This is a genomic window from Flavobacteriales bacterium (assembly GCA_020635395.1).
GTDB lineage: Bacteria > Bacteroidota > Bacteroidia > NS11-12g > UBA9320 > UBA987.
In genome coordinates this window covers 991038-1010337 of sequence record JACJZV010000001.1, presented here as the reverse complement: position 1 = coordinate 1010337, position 19300 = coordinate 991038, and the positions used below count along the sequence as shown (strand labels likewise).

The 19300-nt window shown below is 38.1% G+C and carries 15 protein-coding genes; 4 read left to right on the top strand and 11 right to left on the bottom strand.

What is annotated here, in order from left to right:
• Nucleotide 1: 1 nt before the first annotated feature.
• A complete protein-coding gene (locus H6607_04240) occupies nt 2-1840 on the top strand; it encodes a metallophosphoesterase (protein MCB9261562.1) in 1839 nt (612 codons plus the stop codon).
• On the opposite strand, the gene H6607_04235 is transcribed toward H6607_04240, so the two are convergent.
• A complete protein-coding gene (locus H6607_04235) occupies nt 1824-2900 on the bottom strand; it encodes a DUF3524 domain-containing protein (GenBank protein MCB9261561.1) in 1077 nt (358 codons plus the stop codon). The genes H6607_04240 and H6607_04235 overlap by 17 nt on opposite strands.
• Nucleotides 2897-3928 carry an endolytic transglycosylase MltG gene (mltG, locus tag H6607_04230; protein MCB9261560.1) on the bottom strand — a complete coding sequence of 344 codons (1032 nt, stop codon included), beginning with the start codon at nt 3926-3928 and terminating at the stop codon, nt 2897-2899. Before mltG ends, H6607_04235 begins: the two co-directional genes overlap by 4 nt.
• A 76-nt stretch (nt 3929-4004) precedes the next feature.
• Here mltG and dapB point away from each other — a divergent pair, with 76 nt between their 5' ends.
• From dapB to H6607_04215, 3 genes are read left to right on the top strand one after another with little or no spacing between them, the layout of a single operon-like run.
• The gene (gene dapB, locus H6607_04225) at nt 4005-4727 is read left to right on the top strand and encodes a 4-hydroxy-tetrahydrodipicolinate reductase (GenBank protein MCB9261559.1); all 723 of its coding nucleotides are present in this window, start codon (nt 4005-4007) and stop codon (nt 4725-4727) included.
• Between the two features lie 7 nt (nt 4728-4734).
• Nucleotides 4735-5991, top strand: coding sequence for a signal peptidase I (lepB, locus tag H6607_04220; protein ID MCB9261558.1), 1257 nt, complete (start codon nt 4735-4737; stop codon nt 5989-5991).
• Nucleotides 5991-6917 (top strand): methionyl-tRNA formyltransferase, encoded by a 927-nt coding sequence (locus tag H6607_04215; protein ID MCB9261557.1) that lies wholly within the window; start codon nt 5991-5993, stop codon nt 6915-6917. Before lepB ends, H6607_04215 begins: the two co-directional genes overlap by 1 nt.
• Here H6607_04215 and H6607_04210 read toward each other — a convergent pair.
• The 9 genes from H6607_04210 to H6607_04170 form a co-directional block, all read right to left on the bottom strand.
• On the bottom strand, nt 6914-7096 hold the full coding sequence (locus tag H6607_04210) for a hypothetical protein (GenBank protein MCB9261556.1): 183 nt from the start codon (nt 7094-7096) through the stop codon (nt 6914-6916). The two genes, H6607_04215 and H6607_04210, sit on opposite strands and share 4 nt — an antisense overlap.
• A gap of 9 nt (nt 7097-7105) precedes the next feature.
• Nucleotides 7106-8719, bottom strand: a complete 1614-nt coding sequence (locus H6607_04205) for an alanine:cation symporter family protein (GenBank protein MCB9261555.1) — start codon at nt 8717-8719, stop codon at nt 7106-7108.
• Nucleotides 8720-8790: 71 nt separating this feature from the next.
• Complete coding sequence (locus tag H6607_04200) at nt 8791-10755, bottom strand: DUF3857 domain-containing protein (GenBank protein MCB9261554.1); 1965 nt, start codon at nt 10753-10755, stop codon at nt 8791-8793.
• 1 nt (nt 10756) lies between these two features.
• Nucleotides 10757-12685: a DUF3857 domain-containing protein gene (locus H6607_04195; GenBank protein ID MCB9261553.1), complete on the bottom strand. Its 1929-nt coding sequence runs from the start codon at nt 12683-12685 to the stop codon at nt 10757-10759.
• Nucleotides 12672-15974 (bottom strand): hypothetical protein, encoded by a 3303-nt coding sequence (locus tag H6607_04190; GenBank protein MCB9261552.1) that lies wholly within the window; start codon nt 15972-15974, stop codon nt 12672-12674. Before H6607_04190 ends, H6607_04195 begins: the two co-directional genes overlap by 14 nt.
• An 87-nt stretch (nt 15975-16061) precedes the next feature.
• Nucleotides 16062-16730, bottom strand: coding sequence for a C40 family peptidase (locus tag H6607_04185; GenBank protein ID MCB9261551.1), 669 nt, complete (start codon nt 16728-16730; stop codon nt 16062-16064).
• Nucleotides 16731-16732: 2 nt separating this feature from the next.
• Entirely contained in the window at nt 16733-17080 is a 348-nt protein-coding gene (locus tag H6607_04180) for a 4Fe-4S dicluster domain-containing protein (protein ID MCB9261550.1), read from the bottom strand.
• Nucleotides 17081-17111: 31 nt separating this feature from the next.
• Nucleotides 17112-18992, bottom strand: a complete 1881-nt coding sequence (locus tag H6607_04175) for a hypothetical protein (protein ID MCB9261549.1) — start codon at nt 18990-18992, stop codon at nt 17112-17114.
• Nucleotide 18993: 1 nt separating this feature from the next.
• Nucleotides 18994-19299 carry a rhodanese-like domain-containing protein gene (locus H6607_04170; GenBank protein MCB9261548.1) on the bottom strand — a complete coding sequence of 102 codons (306 nt, stop codon included), beginning with the start codon at nt 19297-19299 and terminating at the stop codon, nt 18994-18996.
• Nucleotide 19300 lies beyond the last annotated feature (1 nt).

Below are 19300 nucleotides of genomic sequence, written 5' to 3'. Positions count from 1 at the left end.
AATGAAAAAGGCAATAATACATATCTCTGATTTACACGTAACAAATCATCTTGACCCCAACGGGTATGAAAAGGCGAAGGAATTAAACTCATTTTTCAACACTGATAAAAATGATGAATTTGGAGATGCGTTTTTGCAATCCATAATTCAACATATAAAGGAAGAGTTTTCCGATACTGAATTTTATTTAATGGTAACTGGTGACATTTCAGATTCTGCCAGTAGAAACGAATATATAGAGGCTAAACGCATTTTAAATGAATTTATAACTTCATTAAAAATAGATAAAAGAAAGACCTTGATATTGCCTGGGGATCACGATGTGAATTGGGTGGATTGTGCAAAAGCATTAGATGATTATGGTGTACAGGATAAAAAGGCTTTCGAATTTCACCAAGAGAAATTTCAAAAATTCACTGATTTCTACAATGATTTTTATTCCGATGAAGGAATTGTTTTTGATCCAGAAAATGCAGTTAGTGGTAAAATTGACTTGACCCTTAATTCATTAATAATTGGATTGAATTCGAATTTTAAAATTGGGGCTCAATCGGGTGAGGGATATATTAACCTTGAAAAACTAAAAATAGAACTTGAAAATATTATTTCTGAAAATTCAGATAAACAAATTTTTACTGCTTTTCATCATAATTTGGAGGCAAAATATGAAAACTCAGCAATTGGAAACTGGGAAAAAGACAACCGAAATCAGGTAAAAGAATATTTACAAAGTAAAGATATTAAGGTCTTATTCTACGGAAATGAGCATACTTCATTTTCAGAGGAAGAAGATGGTGTTTTATTTCAAAGTGCTGTAGGCACATTGAGTAAAAAAAATTCCATTTTATCATTTAAAATTTATGAAATTGACGAATCAGATGGATTCATCATAAATAATAAATTGTTTAATTTTCAGCCACAAAATAGCCTTACATTACTTGGTGATGGATATTGGTCTCGTATTGAAAGTTCACCACAGGAGAAGAAGTGCTTTGTTATAATAAAACCAGTAGAAAAAAACCAGCCCATAATAAAGCAGGTTCAAATAGTCGAATACAACCATATTGAATTACCGTCAATTCAACAAATAGAAACAACCGAGTATTCAACTAAGTTATTTAATCTTGTTAAAGAAAAAAAACTTTTTCATTCTGGACACTTTCATTGGAGTGAGACATCTAGAGCCCACAATTGGATCGATGTAACAAAAATTCTAAACAATTTTTATGATTTAGTTTTTGCTAAAAATGCTATTCTCGATTTAGTTGAAAGAAACATTGGGAAGAATTTTGATTTCGTTATCGGTTTAGGAATTGAAGGAAATATTTTATCTACGAAAACAGCAATAAATTACGAAAAACCATATTCGTTTTTACCATATTCATACCGTTATGATGGCCATAACGATTTTGAAAGAGAAATCTGTTTTGAGAATGACAACAAGTATAAATCAGTACTAGTCATTACAGATGTCGTAAATGACGGAAGAACAATTAGGAAATTGATACACAAAAGAGCTGTTGATTTTTTTAAAACGGTAGAAAAAATATTTGTTGTGTCTCTTTTCTACACAGGTAATGTTCTTAAACCCAATACTACTATTTTAAATCTTACTCAGGAGCAATTAACTGCAAAAGGTATTTTGGAAGAAGACCATCCTGAAAGTAGAATTTCATATTATTTTGTAACTGCTATGAAAGTAGAAGAATGTCCATATAAGGCAGATTATAAAACTGCTTGTTTATTAATGCAAAACCCTGAACTTGGATGTATCCATAAATTCTATGATGACGAAAAAGTTGAAAAAAGGAAGAAATTGAAAATCAACCTACAGGTGTAAGTATTGTTCCCTCCTTGCCCTCCCAATCAAATCGCTCCGCAAACACACCAAAATCAGGCACTTCATTCTTCTCAATCGCAGATTTAAGAAATTCGTAAAACTCCTCATCAGAGTTGTAAAAAACGCCAATACCTTGATAGAGTTCAGGATACGAGAGTCGGTTGGGTAAAATGGGCAACACATGGCAGGCTGAGGCTTCCAGCACACTCAATCCAAAAAATTCCTGATTGCTGGTCACCGGCAAAATGGTGCTTTGCCAAAGTGCTTTTGTGTAATCCTCTCGACTGTCGAAATAGCCCCAATGCACGATGTGTTTTGCCAAAATAGTCCGTGCTTCTTCAAAAATAGCAGGGGCTTTTTCGTATTGCTCGCCGCACACAATCAACTGAAAGTCAAAACCTTCAAGGCTCAACCGCATCAAGGTTTTAAAAAATAATTCTGGATTTTTGTCGTGCTCCCAACGATGATTCCACAAAATGGTGGGAACCCTATTTTTTGCCGTTTTGAATCGGTTTAATTCATTCAACTCAATGCCCAAATATTGCACCGAACATTTTGGTTTGGCTTCTTGTAGCCGACGAATAAGCGGTTTGCTATCGGGAAAAGGGAACAAAAATTTCTCCATTTCATCAAAAAATGAATCAAAATGAAACTGAGAGTTAAACAATACTTTATCTGCACAAAGCACTGATTTATAGTTGATAAAACCATAATGTCTATCTCGATGCTTCTCGCCTTCGGGTGTTCTAAAAGGGTAAACCACCTGATTTTCATGCATATACAGCACAATGGACGTTGATTGATGCCCAGGGTTTAAAAATGCCTTAAAGCTTAGCACATCCAACATATCCGAAACCAAAAAAACATCAAACTGGTTATGTTGATTCACCTGTTCTGCCAGCTCGATAAAACCTGCCGTCATTCGCCATTTCCAATGTCTGCCGGGCAGGGTAAAGGTTTGAATATCTGTCGAAAAATACTTTTTTAATGAATCAACCCAATATTTGTGCGAACCGGAATAAAACGGCTCTACAATAGCCACTTTTTGGTGCTTTGTCATTCGCGAATGCCTCTCTCATCGAGTGCCCGACCATAATCGGCTCGATGCTGAAGATGCTTATTATAGCCCGATTGAGGTTCGAACCAGTGGTATCCCGTCCAATCGGCTTTGGCACACATAAAGATGTAATCATTCAGCTCCGGATTCAGCACGGCATCGATGGCTTTATTACTCGGAAATAGCACAGGACCTGGCGGCAAACCGACGTATTTGTAGGTATTGTATGGACTGGGCGATTGCAAATCTACATTTAGCACTCGCTGCCTACCTTCTTGAAATGCAACAAACTTTACGGTTGGGTCGGCTTGCAGCATCATATTGATTTTTAACCGATTAAGATACAATCCGGCAATGGTTTTCAACTCGCTGTCGTGCATGGCTTCGCCGTCAACAATGCTGGCCAATACCACTACTTCGTTTGGTGAAAGACCTAATTTTTCAGCTTTGGCCTTTCGTTCGTCAGTCCAAAACAATTCTCTTTCTTTTAAAAATCGTTTTACCACACTGCGGGCATTCGTAGCCCAATTGAAATGGTAGGTATTAGCCACAAAAAGGCATGGCCAATTGTCGGTATTGTAGCCAATAGAGTCCAAAAACTGACTGTTATTCATCAAATTTTGAAGTTCGATGGAATCCACCTCCAGCGATTGTGCAATCTTTCCAAAAATTTCTTTTCGCCGTATGTCTCCTTTCAAAACTACCCTCACTTCCTCATAATCACCCGCTCGTAGCTTTTTGATAATGCCTCGGTTGCCTAAATTATTTTTCAAAACGTATTTTCCAGGAATCACTCGGTTGGGCAAATTCATCCTATCGGCAAGCAGGTCGAATGTTTTTTTATTTTTTAAAAGCGGATACAGTCCCGTTTTCAGGGAATCATAATTCCAATTTGAACGAATATATAATGTATGTTGTCCGGCCTTGTTATCCACCAAATTATCGGCCAACACCACTTTATGGAATGCATAACCGCCTATTACAAAGGCAATTAAAACAAAAATAGAAACAATTTTTAATAACTTTTTCATTGTTTAAAACGCAAATATACAACGAAGCCAAACGTAGTTTCACCTCATTATAAATTGTAGATTTGCACACGTTGATATGAAAATAGCACTTATTGGATACGGCAAAATGGGAAAGGCCATCGAGGAGATAGCCTTAGCCAAAGGACATGAGATTTCTTTACGCACCGATAGGGAAGGTTTTGAGATAGATGATTTGAAAGATACGGATGTGGCCATTGAATTTTCTACCCCATCAACAGTGGCTGAGAATATAAAAAAATGTGCTGATGCTGGCGTTCCGGTGGTGGTTGGCACCACGGCTTGGTATCATCAATTTGATGAAATGTCGAACTATGTAAAGTCCAAAAACAGTGGACTTTTTACCGCAACTAATTTTAGCATTGGTGTAAATATCTTTTTCAAAATCAATGAATTGGCCGCCAATATGATTCAAAAGTATGGCGAATATGACGTGGAGGTTGATGAAATCCATCATACACAAAAATTGGATGCTCCCAGCGGAACAGCCATTACCACGGCGGAAAAGCTGTTAGCCAACTTTAGTAGAAAAAACAATTGGATTCATCATGAAAACGGATTGGGACACACGAATAATGCGATGGATTTGGTTGTAAATTCGTATCGGGAAGAAAATGTGCCCGGCACGCACAACGTGAAATTTTTTAGTGATATAGATACCATCGAAATAAAACACACCGCTCACAATCGGAAAGGTTTTGCCGCCGGAGCTTTGGCCGCAGCCGAATGGATGCAAGGCAAAAAAGGGATATTTTCGATGAAAGACTTACTTAACTTTTAATCAAAAAATGAATTTTAACCTTATCGAAATTTTTAAGGGATTTAAAACACAAACCAAAGTTGTTTTGGTGGTTTGGACGGTTCTAAATTTGTTCTTTTTAGGCATTCTGCTTTTTGCGGCAAAAGCCCCAATAATTGGCTCCATTATTTTCTTTCTAATTTGGGAAGTAGCGATATGGGCTTATTACATCTACCGATACCATTACCGCGAAAAACACAAATTTGGCGAATGGATTGATGCCATTGGGTTTGCTGTGATAGCTGCCACGGTTATCAGAAGTTTGTTTATTGAGTTGTATCAAATACCCACACCTTCTATGGAAAAATCATTGTTGGTAGGCGATTTTTTGTTTGTAAACAAAATGGCTTATGGCACCCGAGTTTCCATGACACCGCTTTGTTTTCCGTTTGCACACCACACCATGCCTGTTTTGGGCACAAAAGCGTATAGCGAAGCCATTAAATTTCCATACTATCGTTTTCCGGGATACAGCAAAGTTAAAAACGGCGATGTGGTTATTTTTAACTGGCCTGCAGAACGCGAAGGAAGGCCTGTTGACAAAAAGGAAAACTACATTAAACGGTGTGTTGCCATTCCTGGTGACACCCTAAGAGTGATAAACGGTACGGTTTACATAAACGGAAAAATGGAAAATGTGCCTGCAGGTCGGCAGTTCTTCTATGATGTAAAACTTAATTCCCCCTATTTTTCTAATAAATTTCTTAAAGAAAATGACATAAATGAATTATACCAACAGAATGAATTCAATACCGAGTACGGTTTGGTTGCGACGGATGTCACTCGTGATAAAATTAAATCCCTAAATAAGGTTGTTTCAATAGACACATTGCTTGATCGAAAATCTGAAAGGGACACTTTGTTTCCACTTAATCAAAGTCATTATTGGACAATTGACAATTATGGCCCTTTACTCATTCCTAAAAAAGGAGATAGAGTGAAGCTTTCAGCCGAAAATTATAGAATCTATGAGGCATTAATAGCAATTTATGAAAATGATAACATAACAGTTAAGGATAATAAATTTTACCTTGAGGGTAAAGAAATAACGGAATATGAGTTTAAAATGGACTATTACTTTATGATGGGTGATAACCGACACAATAGTGCAGATTCTCGCCTCTGGGGTTTTGTTCCGGAAGATCATATTGTGGGCAAAGCATGGTTTGTACTTTGGTCGCTAAAGCCAGAGGGAAGTTTCTTTAAACGATTCCGTTTTAATAGAAGTTTTATGCTTATTCGCTAATGGAAAGAAATGAAATGCGGGTGGTATTGATAGGCACACCCGACTTTTCCGTACCCAGTTTTCAGAAAATAGTTGATGCCGGATATCAGGTAGTAGGCGTTATTACCTCCGTTGATAAACCTGCAGGACGAGGCATGAATATGCAAAAATCGGCAGTTAAGCAATTTGCCGAGAAAAACAACCTCCACATTTTGCAGCCAACCAACCTAAAAAATCCAGAATTTATTGCAGAATTAGCCCAACTAAAAGCAGACCTTCAGGTGGTTATTGCCTTTCGGATGTTGCCGGAAATGGTTTGGAATATGCCCCGCTTGGGAACGGTTAATTTGCATGCCTCTCTTTTGCCAAATTATAGAGGTGCAGCCCCAATAAACTGGTCCATAATGAACGGAGAAATCGAAACAGGTCTCTCCACTTTTCGGCTAAAACACGAAATTGACACGGGTGATATTTTGATGCAAAAAAAACTCGACATTCAGCCGAATGAAAATGCGGGACAATTGCACGACCGCATGATGCTGGCAGGTGCCGATTTGATGTTAGAAACGTTGGATGGAATCCGATTAAATACACTGACAGCAATAGCCCAAGTTTTTTCAAAAAATGACAAAATAGCCCCAAAAATTTTCAAAGAACATTGTCAAATCGACTGGAAAAATAATGGCTCGAATATCTATAATCAGATTCGCGGACTTAGCCCCTACCCCGTCGCCCGCACCTTTTTAGACAGCAAAATTCTTAAAGTGTATGATGCGAATTTTACTCGCGAAAATCACGACCGATACCCGGGAGTTTTTGAAACGGATGGAAAATCATATTTACACTTTTTTTGTTCGGATGGCATTGTTAGCCTTACCGATGTGCAAATAGAAGGCAAACGAAGAATGAAAATCGATGAATTTCTTCGGGGTTTTAGAATGGATTAATCCAAGGTGTCTTCCCGATAGTTATCATTTTTTTGATTTTTGTTTTTATCAATTAGGGGTTTAAAAATGTAATATGCCCCCACAAAAACAATCAAAGGAATGACGATTTCCGAGACAATTAAAAGTATTTTAAAGTTTTGCGATTCAGGATTCGCCGGAACAACATCTAAAAACATCATACCGCAAAACTACGACTTAACCCCGCGAATAACATTCAAATATTTCGACAATTCCTTTCGCACATCAGGAAAAAGAAGCAAGAGGCCTATCATATTAGGAAAAACCAACGCCAAAATCATGGCATCCGAAAACTTAATAACGGCATCCAAAGTGGCTGCTGCACCCACAACAATGAAAAACAAAAACAATAGCTTGTAAATAATATCGGCGGTTTTGCCTCTCCCGAATAAGAATTTCCATGCCTGCAAACCATAATAAGACCACGAAATCATGGTGGAAACGGCAAAAAGAATAATGGCAATGGTAAGCACAATTGAAAAATGCGGAATCACATTATCAAACGCCATTGAGGTTATATCCACCCCTCCTACTTTGGCACCGGTGGCATTTATAACCACTTTTCCATCCGAGGCAGCACCATAATTAAACACACCCTCCAAGTTATAAAAAATAATAACCAATGCAGTCATGGTGCAGATTACCACAGTATCAATAAATGGCTCCAGAAGAGCAACAATGCCTTCGCTGGCCGGATATCGAGTTTTTACCGCAGAGTGTGCAATGGCCGCAGAACCGGCTCCGGCTTCGTTGCTAAATGCAGCTCGTTGAAAACCTACAATCAACACACCAATAAGACCTCCCAAACCTGCCATTGGGTTGAATGCTCCCTCAAAAATCAATGCTATGGCAGTACCCAAATGACTGATATGTGCAAAGATGATAATGAGTGCCGCCGCCACATAGATAATGGCCATAAATGGTACAATTTTCTCTGTGATGGTGGCTATACGTTTTATTCCGCCTATAATAACAATACCAACAAAAATGGCCAAAATTAGACCTATAATAACACCCGAATTACTGCCGGATATGTTAAAAAGTGAAACTATTTGCTGTGTAGCCTGATTGGATTGAAAAGCATTTCCCCCGCCGAAGGATGCACCCACACACAAAACGGCAAAAACGATTGCCAACACCTTTCCTAAACCCGCTTTTCCATTGAGGCTGAGCCCTTTTCTTAAGTAATACATGGGGCCACCATAAACGGTGCCGTCTTCGCCAATATCTCTGTATTTAACACCAAGTGTACATTCCACAAATTTGGTGGACATGCCCAGCAAACCACAAACTATCATCCAGAAAGTGGCACCCGGTCCGCCAATGGCAATGGCCACTGCCACTCCGGCAATATTTCCCAAACCAACCGTGCCAGAAACGGCTGTGGCAAGTGCCTGAAAATGACTCACCTCGCCTTGTTTACTTTCATCTCTTATTGTATCGGGTATATCGCCGTCTTCCGACACAAAGTCTGCTTTTTCTACCCCATGTTGGTCAACAGAATCATATTTTCCACGAACTACTTTTATGGCTGTCCAAAATTTGGTGACATTTACAAACCGGAAATAAAGAGTAAAGAATAACGCCCCAACAACTAATAGCAAAACCACAATGGGCATGCTTTTGTCACCCAATTTTATCGGATATAACACTATCCCCTCCCACGTGTCGGCAACGGGTGCAAACCAATCATTGATTTTTTCATCCAAACCTTTTTTGGTTTCTTGAGCCAAAGCTAATCCCGAAATAAATAAGCCAGCTAATAGTGTAAACAATTTTCTCATTCCCGATTTTTTTACAAATCGCAATATGGGAATATTATTTTCTAAAACAAAAAAAAGATATGGAGCTAAATTTATTTCTTTTTGAGCAACACCGCTACTTTATTAAAGTCGGCAGCAGCATTTATTACTTTTTCAAATTTCGGATATTCTTCTACCGTATAATTGATGCTATAGTAATATTCATTAATTTCAATCAGCAACTTGCTGCCTTCCAATTTGTAGGTAGATACAAAGCCCATGTCTTTATGCCCATCATCTTTTTCATATCGAATGTTCATAGCCAAATCATCAAGATTTGCCACCTCATATCCCTCAGGAATTTCCACCACCAAATGACGCACGTATTGGTGATTGTGAACATTACTAACCGGAAGTTGTCGATCATTTTCTTGATACAATTCAGCTTGTGGACCAATCAGTTTTCCAACATTGATTAAGTAATTTTCTCCAGCTTTTTGAATAAAAACCTCAGAAGTAAAATCGGCTTCTACGGTAAGTTCTTTTCCGATGTCGGCAACTGTACAATTTTGGATTGTTACATCATCTAGATTCATATCTTCATCGATGGTTTTAATATATGCTTCCCGCATTTCCTTTTGCTCATCGTCGTCCATATACTCATATATGCACTGCATATCCAGTGCATTATAGCCGGTAAAAGAGCGAACTATGTGTGCTTTTGTTTCGGGCAAATTCTTCATGCTCAAGGTAATGGTCATTTCGTCCGATGTGTTTCTTCCATCCACCGGATCAATGTATTTTACCTTTCCCGTGGCCACTCGCTGACCGCCCAACTTGCTAAACTTAGTGAATAAACCGTAATTGGCCGTATAAATGGCAGGTGGAAATCCTACTCGATTATTGATACCAACTGGCGACATATATTTTTTTGATGCAGGGAAATAAAACAAAAGTTCATTCAAGTATGCATAACACTCAAAGTCTGCGTCAAACTCCAGCTCCCTCCTATTTGTGGTATAAACAACCTCATACTCTATTCCTAATTGGTCAAAAATTACTGCGTACATTTTAAGCAAACCCGTCTGATTTACTAACTTGTTTTTCATTACCTGCTTTACATCCGACAGCACGCTATTGCCAATCTCAATGTACCGAAACTCCCGCTTGATATAATTTTCAACCTGTAGAATTTGATCCTCTTCAGATTTTGTTTGATCTATCATCATGGTTTTCACGAGTTTTTTTAAACCTGATTTTTTATAATCCGTCCCCACAATTAAGGAGTTTACAATCTCCGGAAATTTTGAATACCAATCGATGGTTGTGTGGTTATAGGTGTTTTTGTGAAGATAGTGAATAACACCTTTTCGGTTGCTTTGGTAGCTGGCATATTTTTCTTCTTTTAAGCCTACCACATTTGTATCTGTTGCTGAATAGAAGTTCTCATCATAATCTTCGTTTTGGGTCATTTCCGGAAATCCATTAAGCGATTTAAAACTCATTTCCAGATTTGAGGGTGAAATAATTATAATGGTGGCTTCACGTTTAAAATTACTCGATTGAATTCTTTGCACCACACCGTTAAGTCTCGGATTTCGAGGGTAGATGTAATAATATTCGATTTCATCGCCCACTTCTATTCCTTCTAATGCAAAATATCGGGTTTTAACTCCCGTTTCCTCATCCTCTTCTTCCAGAATGTCGCTCGCATCGAGATTTTTTACTTTACCATTGGCTTTTATTACACGTGCTTTTTCTACGATGGTGTATTTATCGGCATCTTCAAACCTCAAGCTCAAAAATACTTTGTTGTTCTCATCCACGGCGTCTGCATCGTTGAGGTGCATAACCACATGCTCCATATAATATTCAATTGCCGAACCATCTGACTGATATAGAATTTCGCAAACTGCTTTGTGAAGTATGTAAACCGTTGATTCTTTCTTTTCATTTTCGGTCAATTCGTGCATGGCGGGTTTGCTTTTCCACTCATAGTTTAGCAAAAATGATTTCGAGGCTTGAGCAAATGTTGCCAACAACAAGCTCAATAAAAGTAAATTGATTTTTTTTAGCATATTATTTCTTTTTTAATACAATTGTTTCTGAAAAAAATTTATTGGCCGAAGCAAAAAGTTGATTCCAACTTTCGAAGTCTTCCTTTTCAAACATTACCAACTCAGAATTTTGGGTCATATTGTACACAATTTTGTTTCCTTCTTGTTTGTATTCTAGTTTTATTTCAAAATTTGGGATTGACAAGGTTAGGTTTTCAGGCAAATATTTAACCTCATAACCATCCGGAATGGTAAGTGTATAAACATAGCTTTCGCTCGATTTAAATTCGTATTCAAACGGAACCTCGCGGTCATCTTCTATTTTTGAACCTATCCTTTTGCTTAAATTCATATCTATATAAAGTTCGTCTTGATAAGCATGCACATAGTCGCCGATATCAAACGTATATTGAATGGTTAAAGGCTGTTCTACAACATCTAAATTTTTAACCTCAAAATCATGAAGTCTGAATTTGTTTGAGCCTTTTTCCAAAGCACCTTTCAGCATTTCTTTTTGTTCATCTGCCTTTCTGCCCGTCAATCGATACGTAAAAAAATTTCGATAATAGCCCGTTTGATATTGCATGGCCTTGCCCACTAACTTATTGCCTTCTATGCCCATCCAAACGGAATCAGTGTAAACGGTATATTCTTTTTCCGGCCTCGGAACAACAAACACTTTATACTCTGTTTCGCTCAGACTAACCAATGCCTCTTTGCCCTGAATGTGCGAAGCAGGATGCTCAAAATCTATGTATTTGTCGGTGGCGTCCAAAAAATATGGCTTTCCATTTTTATCAATATAAGTGGCTATCATGTGGTTATCCACTACAGGAGTAGCAATATCGCTGTAGCTATATGGAATAGAAGTAGTACCAATCCAAGTTAAATACGATTTTACTCCGGCAAAATCCAACATCTCTGTGATGATACTGGCCATATCTTTACAATCGCCAAATCGTCGTGTGCAAACTACGTTGGCCGCTCTTGGCACAAAACCGGCCAATTCATTTTCAAAAGCAACATATTGTATATTTCCCTGAACCCATTTGTAAATTACACGAACCTTGTCCAACTCTTCGGTAAGTCCGTTGGTTAAAGAATCTACAATATTCATGAGTTCCTTACTTGGTTTATCGTTTCGGTTATAATCTTTGATTAACTCTCTGTACCACTTGTGCAGGTTGTCTATGCTTCCCACGTGGGTTTGAACACCAGTTCTGGTTTTTGAACTAACTAAAAACACATGAATTTGTGGTAAGTAATACTTCGGATTTGGCCCATCCGACTCGTATTTAAAATCTTTCACCTGATTTCTGCTCCAGGTTAAAATATTTCTATTCCCTTTTTTGGTTTGAGTAAATGTATATTCTCCCTCATTCAAATTCATTAACTTATAGCCAATTTCCACATCATCCGTGTAGGCAACTGAAAATTCTAACTTATCGGCCGGCAGATAACTCTGCATAAAAAAAGGAGTTAACAAATTCGGTTGATTTATTTTGTAACTGTAATTAAGTCGTGTTTTAGCACCTTTGGTTATGTTTTTAAAATGGAAAGACCTCTCGCGGCTATCATCATAAAACACCCACCCCGCTGTGTTCGAAGCATCCACAAAATCTTTCACTTTTACTTTTTTGTATTTGCCATTGGTTTGAGGCACCATGGTAAATGCCTCGATGCTGTTAAGCTCAAAAAAAGAACTAAAGCTAACCTTATCTTGCACTACTGTTGGGTTCTTTTCAGACAGGTACATTATCTCTTCAGACACTTGCTCGGTAACGGCAATTTCTCCATTTACAATTCCAATTTCATAATGTGTTTTCAAAAGTGTATGGCATGCCGTTTTTCCCGGATATTTAGCCACCATGCTCTCTACACTTTGTGCATTTGAGGCCATCGAACATACAATACCTACCAACACTGAATAAATTGATTTACTTAATTTCATGTACAAATTTGTTATTAAAATAATATGCTGTTTTAACTAATTTTCCATTCTCATCATAAAATCTTGACACACCTTCCATCTCATCTTGAAAATAGTTGATGCTCGATTTTAAATTTCCATTGAGGTGATAATCCAAACCTACGCCATGATAGTTGTTCCAGTTATTTCTGTAGTCATACAACATTTTTCCATCTATTTGCTGGGCATACATTCTACCACTTAATGCTCCTTGTTCGTTATATTCACTCGATTTATAAATGTTGCCGTTTGGATAATACCAAATGAATTTTCCACCTGCCACAAGATTATTTTCCCAATCAAACTCCACCGACTTTTGGCCATTTGCAAACTTAGCTTCGATGTGTTGAAACCTCTTGGTCACAGCAATTTCGTCAACCAAATTGCCGTCACTTCCTTCATACGAATAGGCCACTAACACATCCTCTACAAACCTACGAACAATTGCCAGCTCACCAGTTGGGGCATAGTATCGACATACACCATGTAGAAAACCGTCCTTATAAAAGCACTGCTCACGCAGCTTTCCATTCCAAAAATATCGTGTGTATTCACCCTCTCTGTCGCCATTCACGTAGTTTGATTTTATCTCCAATGTTCCGTCTTCATGATACCAGGTAGCTTCGCCATTTCGGTCGCCATAAAAATAATTTATCGCAGATTTCTGAACACCGTTTTCATAAAACCATTTCCACTCGCCATGTCGGCTGCCGCCCACATACATTCCTGTTGTAGCCATTTTCCCGTTTGGATGATACCAAACAAATTCTCCGCTTGGCTCGCCATTCACATATTGTCCTTTAAATTCAATTTGGCCGTTTTGGTATTTTCTTTCCAACACCCCATTGCCATTTTCTAACCAGTGTTTTTCAGGATTTTTACCACTTGAATCATAAAATTTCCATCCCAAGAGAACACCATTTTCGCAGTATTCTTCCTGATATAAAACACCTTTCTCAGTATAGTATTGCTGCCATCCTTGCTCTTTTCCTTTAGAAAAATACTGAATATCGGTGGTTTTTCCCTGCATATTTTGAGAAATGAATTCCCCCTTTTTTGACCCATTTACATAAAAACCAGTGTAGGTTATGGTTTCTCCATCAGGGCCGTACTGTTTAAATTGCCCATCCTTTTCATCATCCGTGTAGTTGCACTCTGTTTTTAGCGTGCCATCCGAATAATAAAATTGATAATCCCCGTTTGCATCATCCTTTACAAAATTTCTTTTGCTTACCAATATTTCGAGCGGGTCATAAAAGGTGAACTCTCCGTCAAACAGTCCCTTTTTCATTGCACCTTTACGCCACATGTACCCATTTTCATCGTAATCTTCCATTATAATATTGCTTCCCTTCTTCTCAACATATTTTATTGATTTTCCTAAAGAGTCGAAATATTCATAATTCTGAAGTACCCCTTTCTTAAATGTTTTTCGCCAATGCACATTTCCGTTACTATGGTATGCTTCCGATACTCCCGTGAATTTTCCTTTTCCATCAAAAACAGTTTTGGTTATTAATTGCCCGTTTTTATGAAATTCTTCCTGTATTCCAAATATTTTTCCTGCCGAATATTCTGTTCTCGATGACAATTCGCCCGTTTGATAATAAGTTTTCATCTCTCCATCCACTTTGCCATCTACATATTTTGTTTCACGTGTCAATATTCCTTCGGTGTTCCAAACTTTGCTTTCTCCATTTCGTTCGCCATTTTCAAAGTATTCTGATGATAACTTTCTGCCCCCATACCCATAATAGGAAACCTCTCCATTCGGGTCGCCCTTTTCAAGAATTGTTTCTACACTCTTTTCACCATTTCGGTGGTATTCAGTGTATTTCCCTGTTAACTCTCCATTTTCGTAGGTTCTCTCTGCATAAATGCCTCCACCCTGGCTGTAGTAAACCTTTACAACTCCATCGTAATAGTCTTTTTTAAAGTTTCCTTCTTTCTCTAAAAAACCTTCGTTATTGTATTCTTTGAATGCACCATCAACAACCCCATTGTCGTAATTGTACTCACTTTTTCGGATGCCGTTTCCGTAATAATAAACCCATGCTCCATCTTTCTCTCCATTTTTATAATTTCCTTTAGCCGAAATTAGGCCTGAATTATGGTAAAAGGTTACTGGGCCTTCCAATTTATCATTTACAAGTTTGCCATGAGCCACAAGAATTCCACCGGCATAATGATGCAAAATTTCGTTGCCATCTTCATCCTTTTGCATGGCATACAATTCTTCAAAATTCTCCATATACCAGTTTCGAAAAGTCGATACTTTGGATGAATTGCCGTTGTAGGCTGAGGTAATCAATTTATTTCTTTCTGTGCCGCTTCTAACCAAATAGTAGCTAAATCCTTCAAACAAGGATTTATTCTTTTGCATCCTCTTGAGCATAGGCACATAAAACTCATTCCAAAAACCCGTATCAGCTTCTAACTTGTCTAAAGAATTGATGATAAGGTGAGCCTGTTTTATTGTTGGAAATGTTAGCGACGAAGGCGTTTTGTAGGTAGCTCGGTTGGCAATTTTGTTTTCCACTAATTCATCAATTTCTGAATAGCCTTGCTCTAAAAAATTTATGTCTTTGTATTCATTCTCCCCTTCCATTTTTCCGGAGAGATACCCATCAATTAATCCCAATCTTGCATATCCAATTTGGTCATTATCCTCCATCATTAGATAGAAAAAATAAGAAATGGCCGCTTGTGTTTTTAATTCCTGATCTCGGCAGATGTTGCCCAATATCAGGTGCGAGTTGGCATGAAAAGGATTTTCTCGCAAAGTTGTATAAATCATTTCCATACCCCGCTCGTATTGTTTGTCTTTTAACAAAACAACGGCTAAATTATATTTGAGGGTAGAGCTTTTCGGATATTTCTCTATTCCTTTCAAATAGGTTTCAATCGACAATTCAAATTGGTCGCTTTCAGAATAAGCCGTTCCCAAACTTGTATAGAACAAAAAATCGAGCTTGGGGTCGTTCATTTCTAAACCCTCAATGCACGATTCAATGGCTGCCTTATATTTTTTTTGCTTGGTTTGAGAAAATGATTTTTCGTAGAGTGCATACGCATAGTTTGTATCATTTCTATGCACTTTGCTGTATTCTTCAATGGCAGAGTTGTATTTTTCTTGATTATGATAAATCAAACCGTTTATCAGAAATAATCTAGAATCTTCAACTGAGTAATTTTGAGCAACAAGTTGATTGGCAAATAAAAATAAACATGCGAAGGCGGTAATTTGGCCTATTCGGGAAATCTTTTTCATTAATCGACTTTTTTAAACAAAGCAAATATAGAAATTTAATCATATTTACCTAAAGTAGCTTGGGGAATGGTAAAAGTTAATAGCAACTCAAAGTCGAGCCACACATTCCAAAATATGTGTTCGTATCTTGGTTTCTGAATGAATAATTCCCTGATTGGTCAATTCATCAATACGCACTTTTCCGCTGGCATGAACAATTCTATCTTTATCAAGCAATAGACCAACGTGGGTAATTTTGCCATCTCCATTTTTAAAAAAGGCCAAGTCGCCGGCTTTTCTTTCCCCAAAATCAATGCGGTTGCAAATTTCCGCCTGCTGTGAAGCATCTCTCGGCAATTTCTTTCCGCATGCCTTATGAATTACCTGCATAAACCCTGAGCAGTCTATACCCATAAATGTTCTTCCACCCCATAAGTATGGACAATTTAAAAAGATTTTAGAGGCCTCAATGGGGGTTAAATCTGAATTCGATTCTTCTGTCCAATAACTTCCAAAAGGTATAATTATGCCATTTCTCTGTTCAAAAAGACTTTTATTCTGAATGGATTTCGGCTCAAATGATGGTTCACTGTGTTGATTGGCTGATATCCACCCTGAATATTGATCAAAGTGTGTAGTAATAACATACCAATCATCCTTTTGCTCCCTGATGGAATAAGTTTCACCATAAAGCAACTGAGTCACAATTTCTGACCTACTTGAGGCATCTGCCCTGACGGGAATGCAAGAAACGAGGCACTGACCCGTTTGTTTCATGGCTATAAATGTAGCCTTTCTTTACGAGCCAACAGTTCTTCAACGCTCTCACGTCTGTCAGGGTCGGGCAGGCAGCAATCTACCGGGCAAACCGCCGCACATTGTGGTTCTTCATGAAATCCTTGGCACTCCGTGCATTTATCAGGCACAATGAAATAAACCTCATCACTAATTGGTCTGTGCTTGCTCGCAGCATCGGTAACTATGCCACCTTCCAAAATATACTGTCCGGTCACCTCATTTCCATCGGCTATTGCCCACTCTGCTCCAGCTTCATATATCGCGTTATTCGGACATTCAGGCTCGCAAGCCCCGCAGTTTATGCATTCATCCGTTATTATTATTGCCATCTGCTTTGTAAAGTTTTGTGCAAAGATATTGTTATCTTCTCAATTCGGCCAAACGTTGTTTGGCAGCTGCATGATTGGGTTTTAGCATTAGCAATCGGTTTATATATGCTATTTCTTGCTCCCTGTTATTTTGTTGAGAATAAAGCAAAATCATATTTTCAATACCTATAATATTATCATTATCAATTAATAACGACTTTTCTAAATAGGCCTGAGCCTTTTTAAATTGAGCCAGATTGATGTATAAAAATCCAAGATTATTGAGTGTTGGATTATATTCCTCAAACTGTTTGTATGCCTCCAACAATATCTTTTCTGCTTCTGAAAAATGATTGATTTTTATCAGATTAGAGCCCAAATCGCTTTTGTATTCAAAATAATCCGGTTGTTTTAATACTGCCAATTGAAGCCATTCTACAGCTCTTTTATAATTTCCAACTTTTGAGTTGGCCACCCCAATTCTATAACAAGTCACGCCGGCAGGCTGCTCTATTTTGTTATTATTTGCGTATTCTACCAATTCACCCCACTTACCTTTTTGGTATAATAAATGAATCTGCAATTCGGGTACCTCATTGCGGCTCAACAATTCTTCCGCTTTTTTCTGATAAACAGTGTTTGGTTCAAACTTTTCGTAATAGGTCAAATATGCTTTTATTAATGATTCCGCATCCGGATTTTGATTGTTTACACAATATAACCCAACCGGATTTTGGGCAGGCTTCGGCTCTTGAATTTTATTGTGTATGGCAATTTTGTGGTCGTGAACCGACACGTGCGGAATATCGGCAGAACCGGATGCCGGCATGTGACAAACGATGCAATCATCTCCTTTTAATGTTCTAATTTTGAGTTGTTCCGTACACGTATTTTTTGATGTGTGGCAACCCTCGCAAATAGAAATAAAGTGATTGGCATTTGTTTGTTTTACGCTGATATGTGGGTTGTGGCAGGTAATACACGTCAAATTTTTACTCTTTTTGAAACATGCAGAATTTTGCATTCTATCTGCATGATTAGCCATATTAAAAAGCTGTTCATCGTCCTCATATTGAGGCAGATAAACCTCGAAAATATCGCTCAACACCATGCCCGGCCTAAAATCAGAAAACCGCTTTTGAGGTTTCAACACATTATTTCCCTGCAAGTGGCATCGCTGGCAAACGTCAATTTGCCTGTCCAAACTAAGCTTAGAAGGGTTAACGATGGTATAATCAATATCTCCGTTTGGTATATTTCCATTTCTCCGAAAATCAACATGAAAACTACCTGGCCCATGGCAACGCTCGCAACCGATACCTTTGGGTATATCCATAAACTCGCGTGTGGAGTTGGGTTTGAAAGATGGCAAACTGTTGTGACAAGTCATACATTCTTCGTCTATTACCCTGCTAAATCTGGAGTTGTGCCCATTCTCAAAACCTGGGGGAAAATCGAGTTTTTGTTTTTGTGCATACCACGTAAAAGGAGCCTGAACAACGTAATTTCCCTTTTTTATCAGGTGACTATTGGTATGTTGCCCAGAGCCAATAATGTATGAAATCTCCTCCGTTCTTTGATAGGTGGTATCTTTTCCGTTTAGTCTAAATTCTTTGATAAAAAGTCTATCACCTCGCCAATAAGGGTAATAAAAATAGTTCTGAAAACTATCGTATAAAACATGATGACTGGTTAGCCGAGCACTACTTTTTTGTTTGGAAACGGTATCAAAACTCAAGCCCATTCCGGTATGAACAAATGTTTGAGCTTTGTCTGCATGACAAGTAGCACAAACCTCCATTCCAACGTAATGGGCTGAGTCGCTTAAATTTAGATATTGTTCTGAAGCGGTGTGGCTATTGCAATGCCAAAGCATCAAAGGCATCGAAGCCAAAAACAAACCGAATGCCAGCCAACCTCTTCTTATGGGCATCTTACATGTTAGATATCATCCAAGACATCATTCCACCGCTCAGGTTGCGGACATTTTTAAATCCTTGACGGGTCAAAAAATCAACGGCAGCGGCACTTCTGCCACCCGATTTACAATGCACGATTATTTCTTGGTCTTTCAAATCTTCCAAATCGTCAACCTTGCCTTGCAACTCGCCAAGTGGTATCAAACGGCCATTGATGTTAAATTCTTCATACTCCCAAGGCTCCCGAACATCAATAATATTCAATTTTTCGCCTGCGTCCATTCGTTGTTTAAGTTCTACAACACTGATATCTCCTGTCATT

Bases quoted from the DNA above. Each gene is read 5' to 3' on its own strand.
- H6607_04240 (MCB9261562.1), top strand. From the start codon at position 2: ATGAAAAAGGCAATAATACATATCTCTGATTTACACGTAACAAATCAT.
- H6607_04235 (MCB9261561.1), bottom strand. From the start codon at position 2,900: ATGACAAAGCACCAAAAAGTGGCTATTGTAGAGCCGTTTTATTCCGGT.
- mltG (MCB9261560.1), bottom strand. From the start codon at position 3,928: ATGAAAAAGTTATTAAAAATTGTTTCTATTTTTGTTTTAATTGCCTTT.
- dapB (MCB9261559.1), top strand. From the start codon at position 4,005: ATGAAAATAGCACTTATTGGATACGGCAAAATGGGAAAGGCCATCGAG.
- lepB (MCB9261558.1), top strand. From the start codon at position 4,735: ATGAATTTTAACCTTATCGAAATTTTTAAGGGATTTAAAACACAAACC.
- H6607_04215 (MCB9261557.1), top strand. From the start codon at position 5,991: ATGGAAAGAAATGAAATGCGGGTGGTATTGATAGGCACACCCGACTTT.
- H6607_04210 (MCB9261556.1), bottom strand. From the start codon at position 7,096: ATGATGTTTTTAGATGTTGTTCCGGCGAATCCTGAATCGCAAAACTTT.
- H6607_04205 (MCB9261555.1), bottom strand. From the start codon at position 8,719: ATGAGAAAATTGTTTACACTATTAGCTGGCTTATTTATTTCGGGATTA.
- H6607_04200 (MCB9261554.1), bottom strand. From the start codon at position 10,755: ATGCTAAAAAAAATCAATTTACTTTTATTGAGCTTGTTGTTGGCAACA.
- H6607_04195 (MCB9261553.1), bottom strand. From the start codon at position 12,685: ATGAAATTAAGTAAATCAATTTATTCAGTGTTGGTAGGTATTGTATGT.
- H6607_04190 (MCB9261552.1), bottom strand. From the start codon at position 15,974: ATGAAAAAGATTTCCCGAATAGGCCAAATTACCGCCTTCGCATGTTTA.
- H6607_04185 (MCB9261551.1), bottom strand. From the start codon at position 16,730: ATGAAACAAACGGGTCAGTGCCTCGTTTCTTGCATTCCCGTCAGGGCA.
- H6607_04180 (MCB9261550.1), bottom strand. From the start codon at position 17,080: ATGGCAATAATAATAACGGATGAATGCATAAACTGCGGGGCTTGCGAG.
- H6607_04175 (MCB9261549.1), bottom strand. From the start codon at position 18,992: ATGCCCATAAGAAGAGGTTGGCTGGCATTCGGTTTGTTTTTGGCTTCG.
- H6607_04170 (MCB9261548.1), bottom strand. From the start codon at position 19,299: ATGACAGGAGATATCAGTGTTGTAGAACTTAAACAACGAATGGACGCA.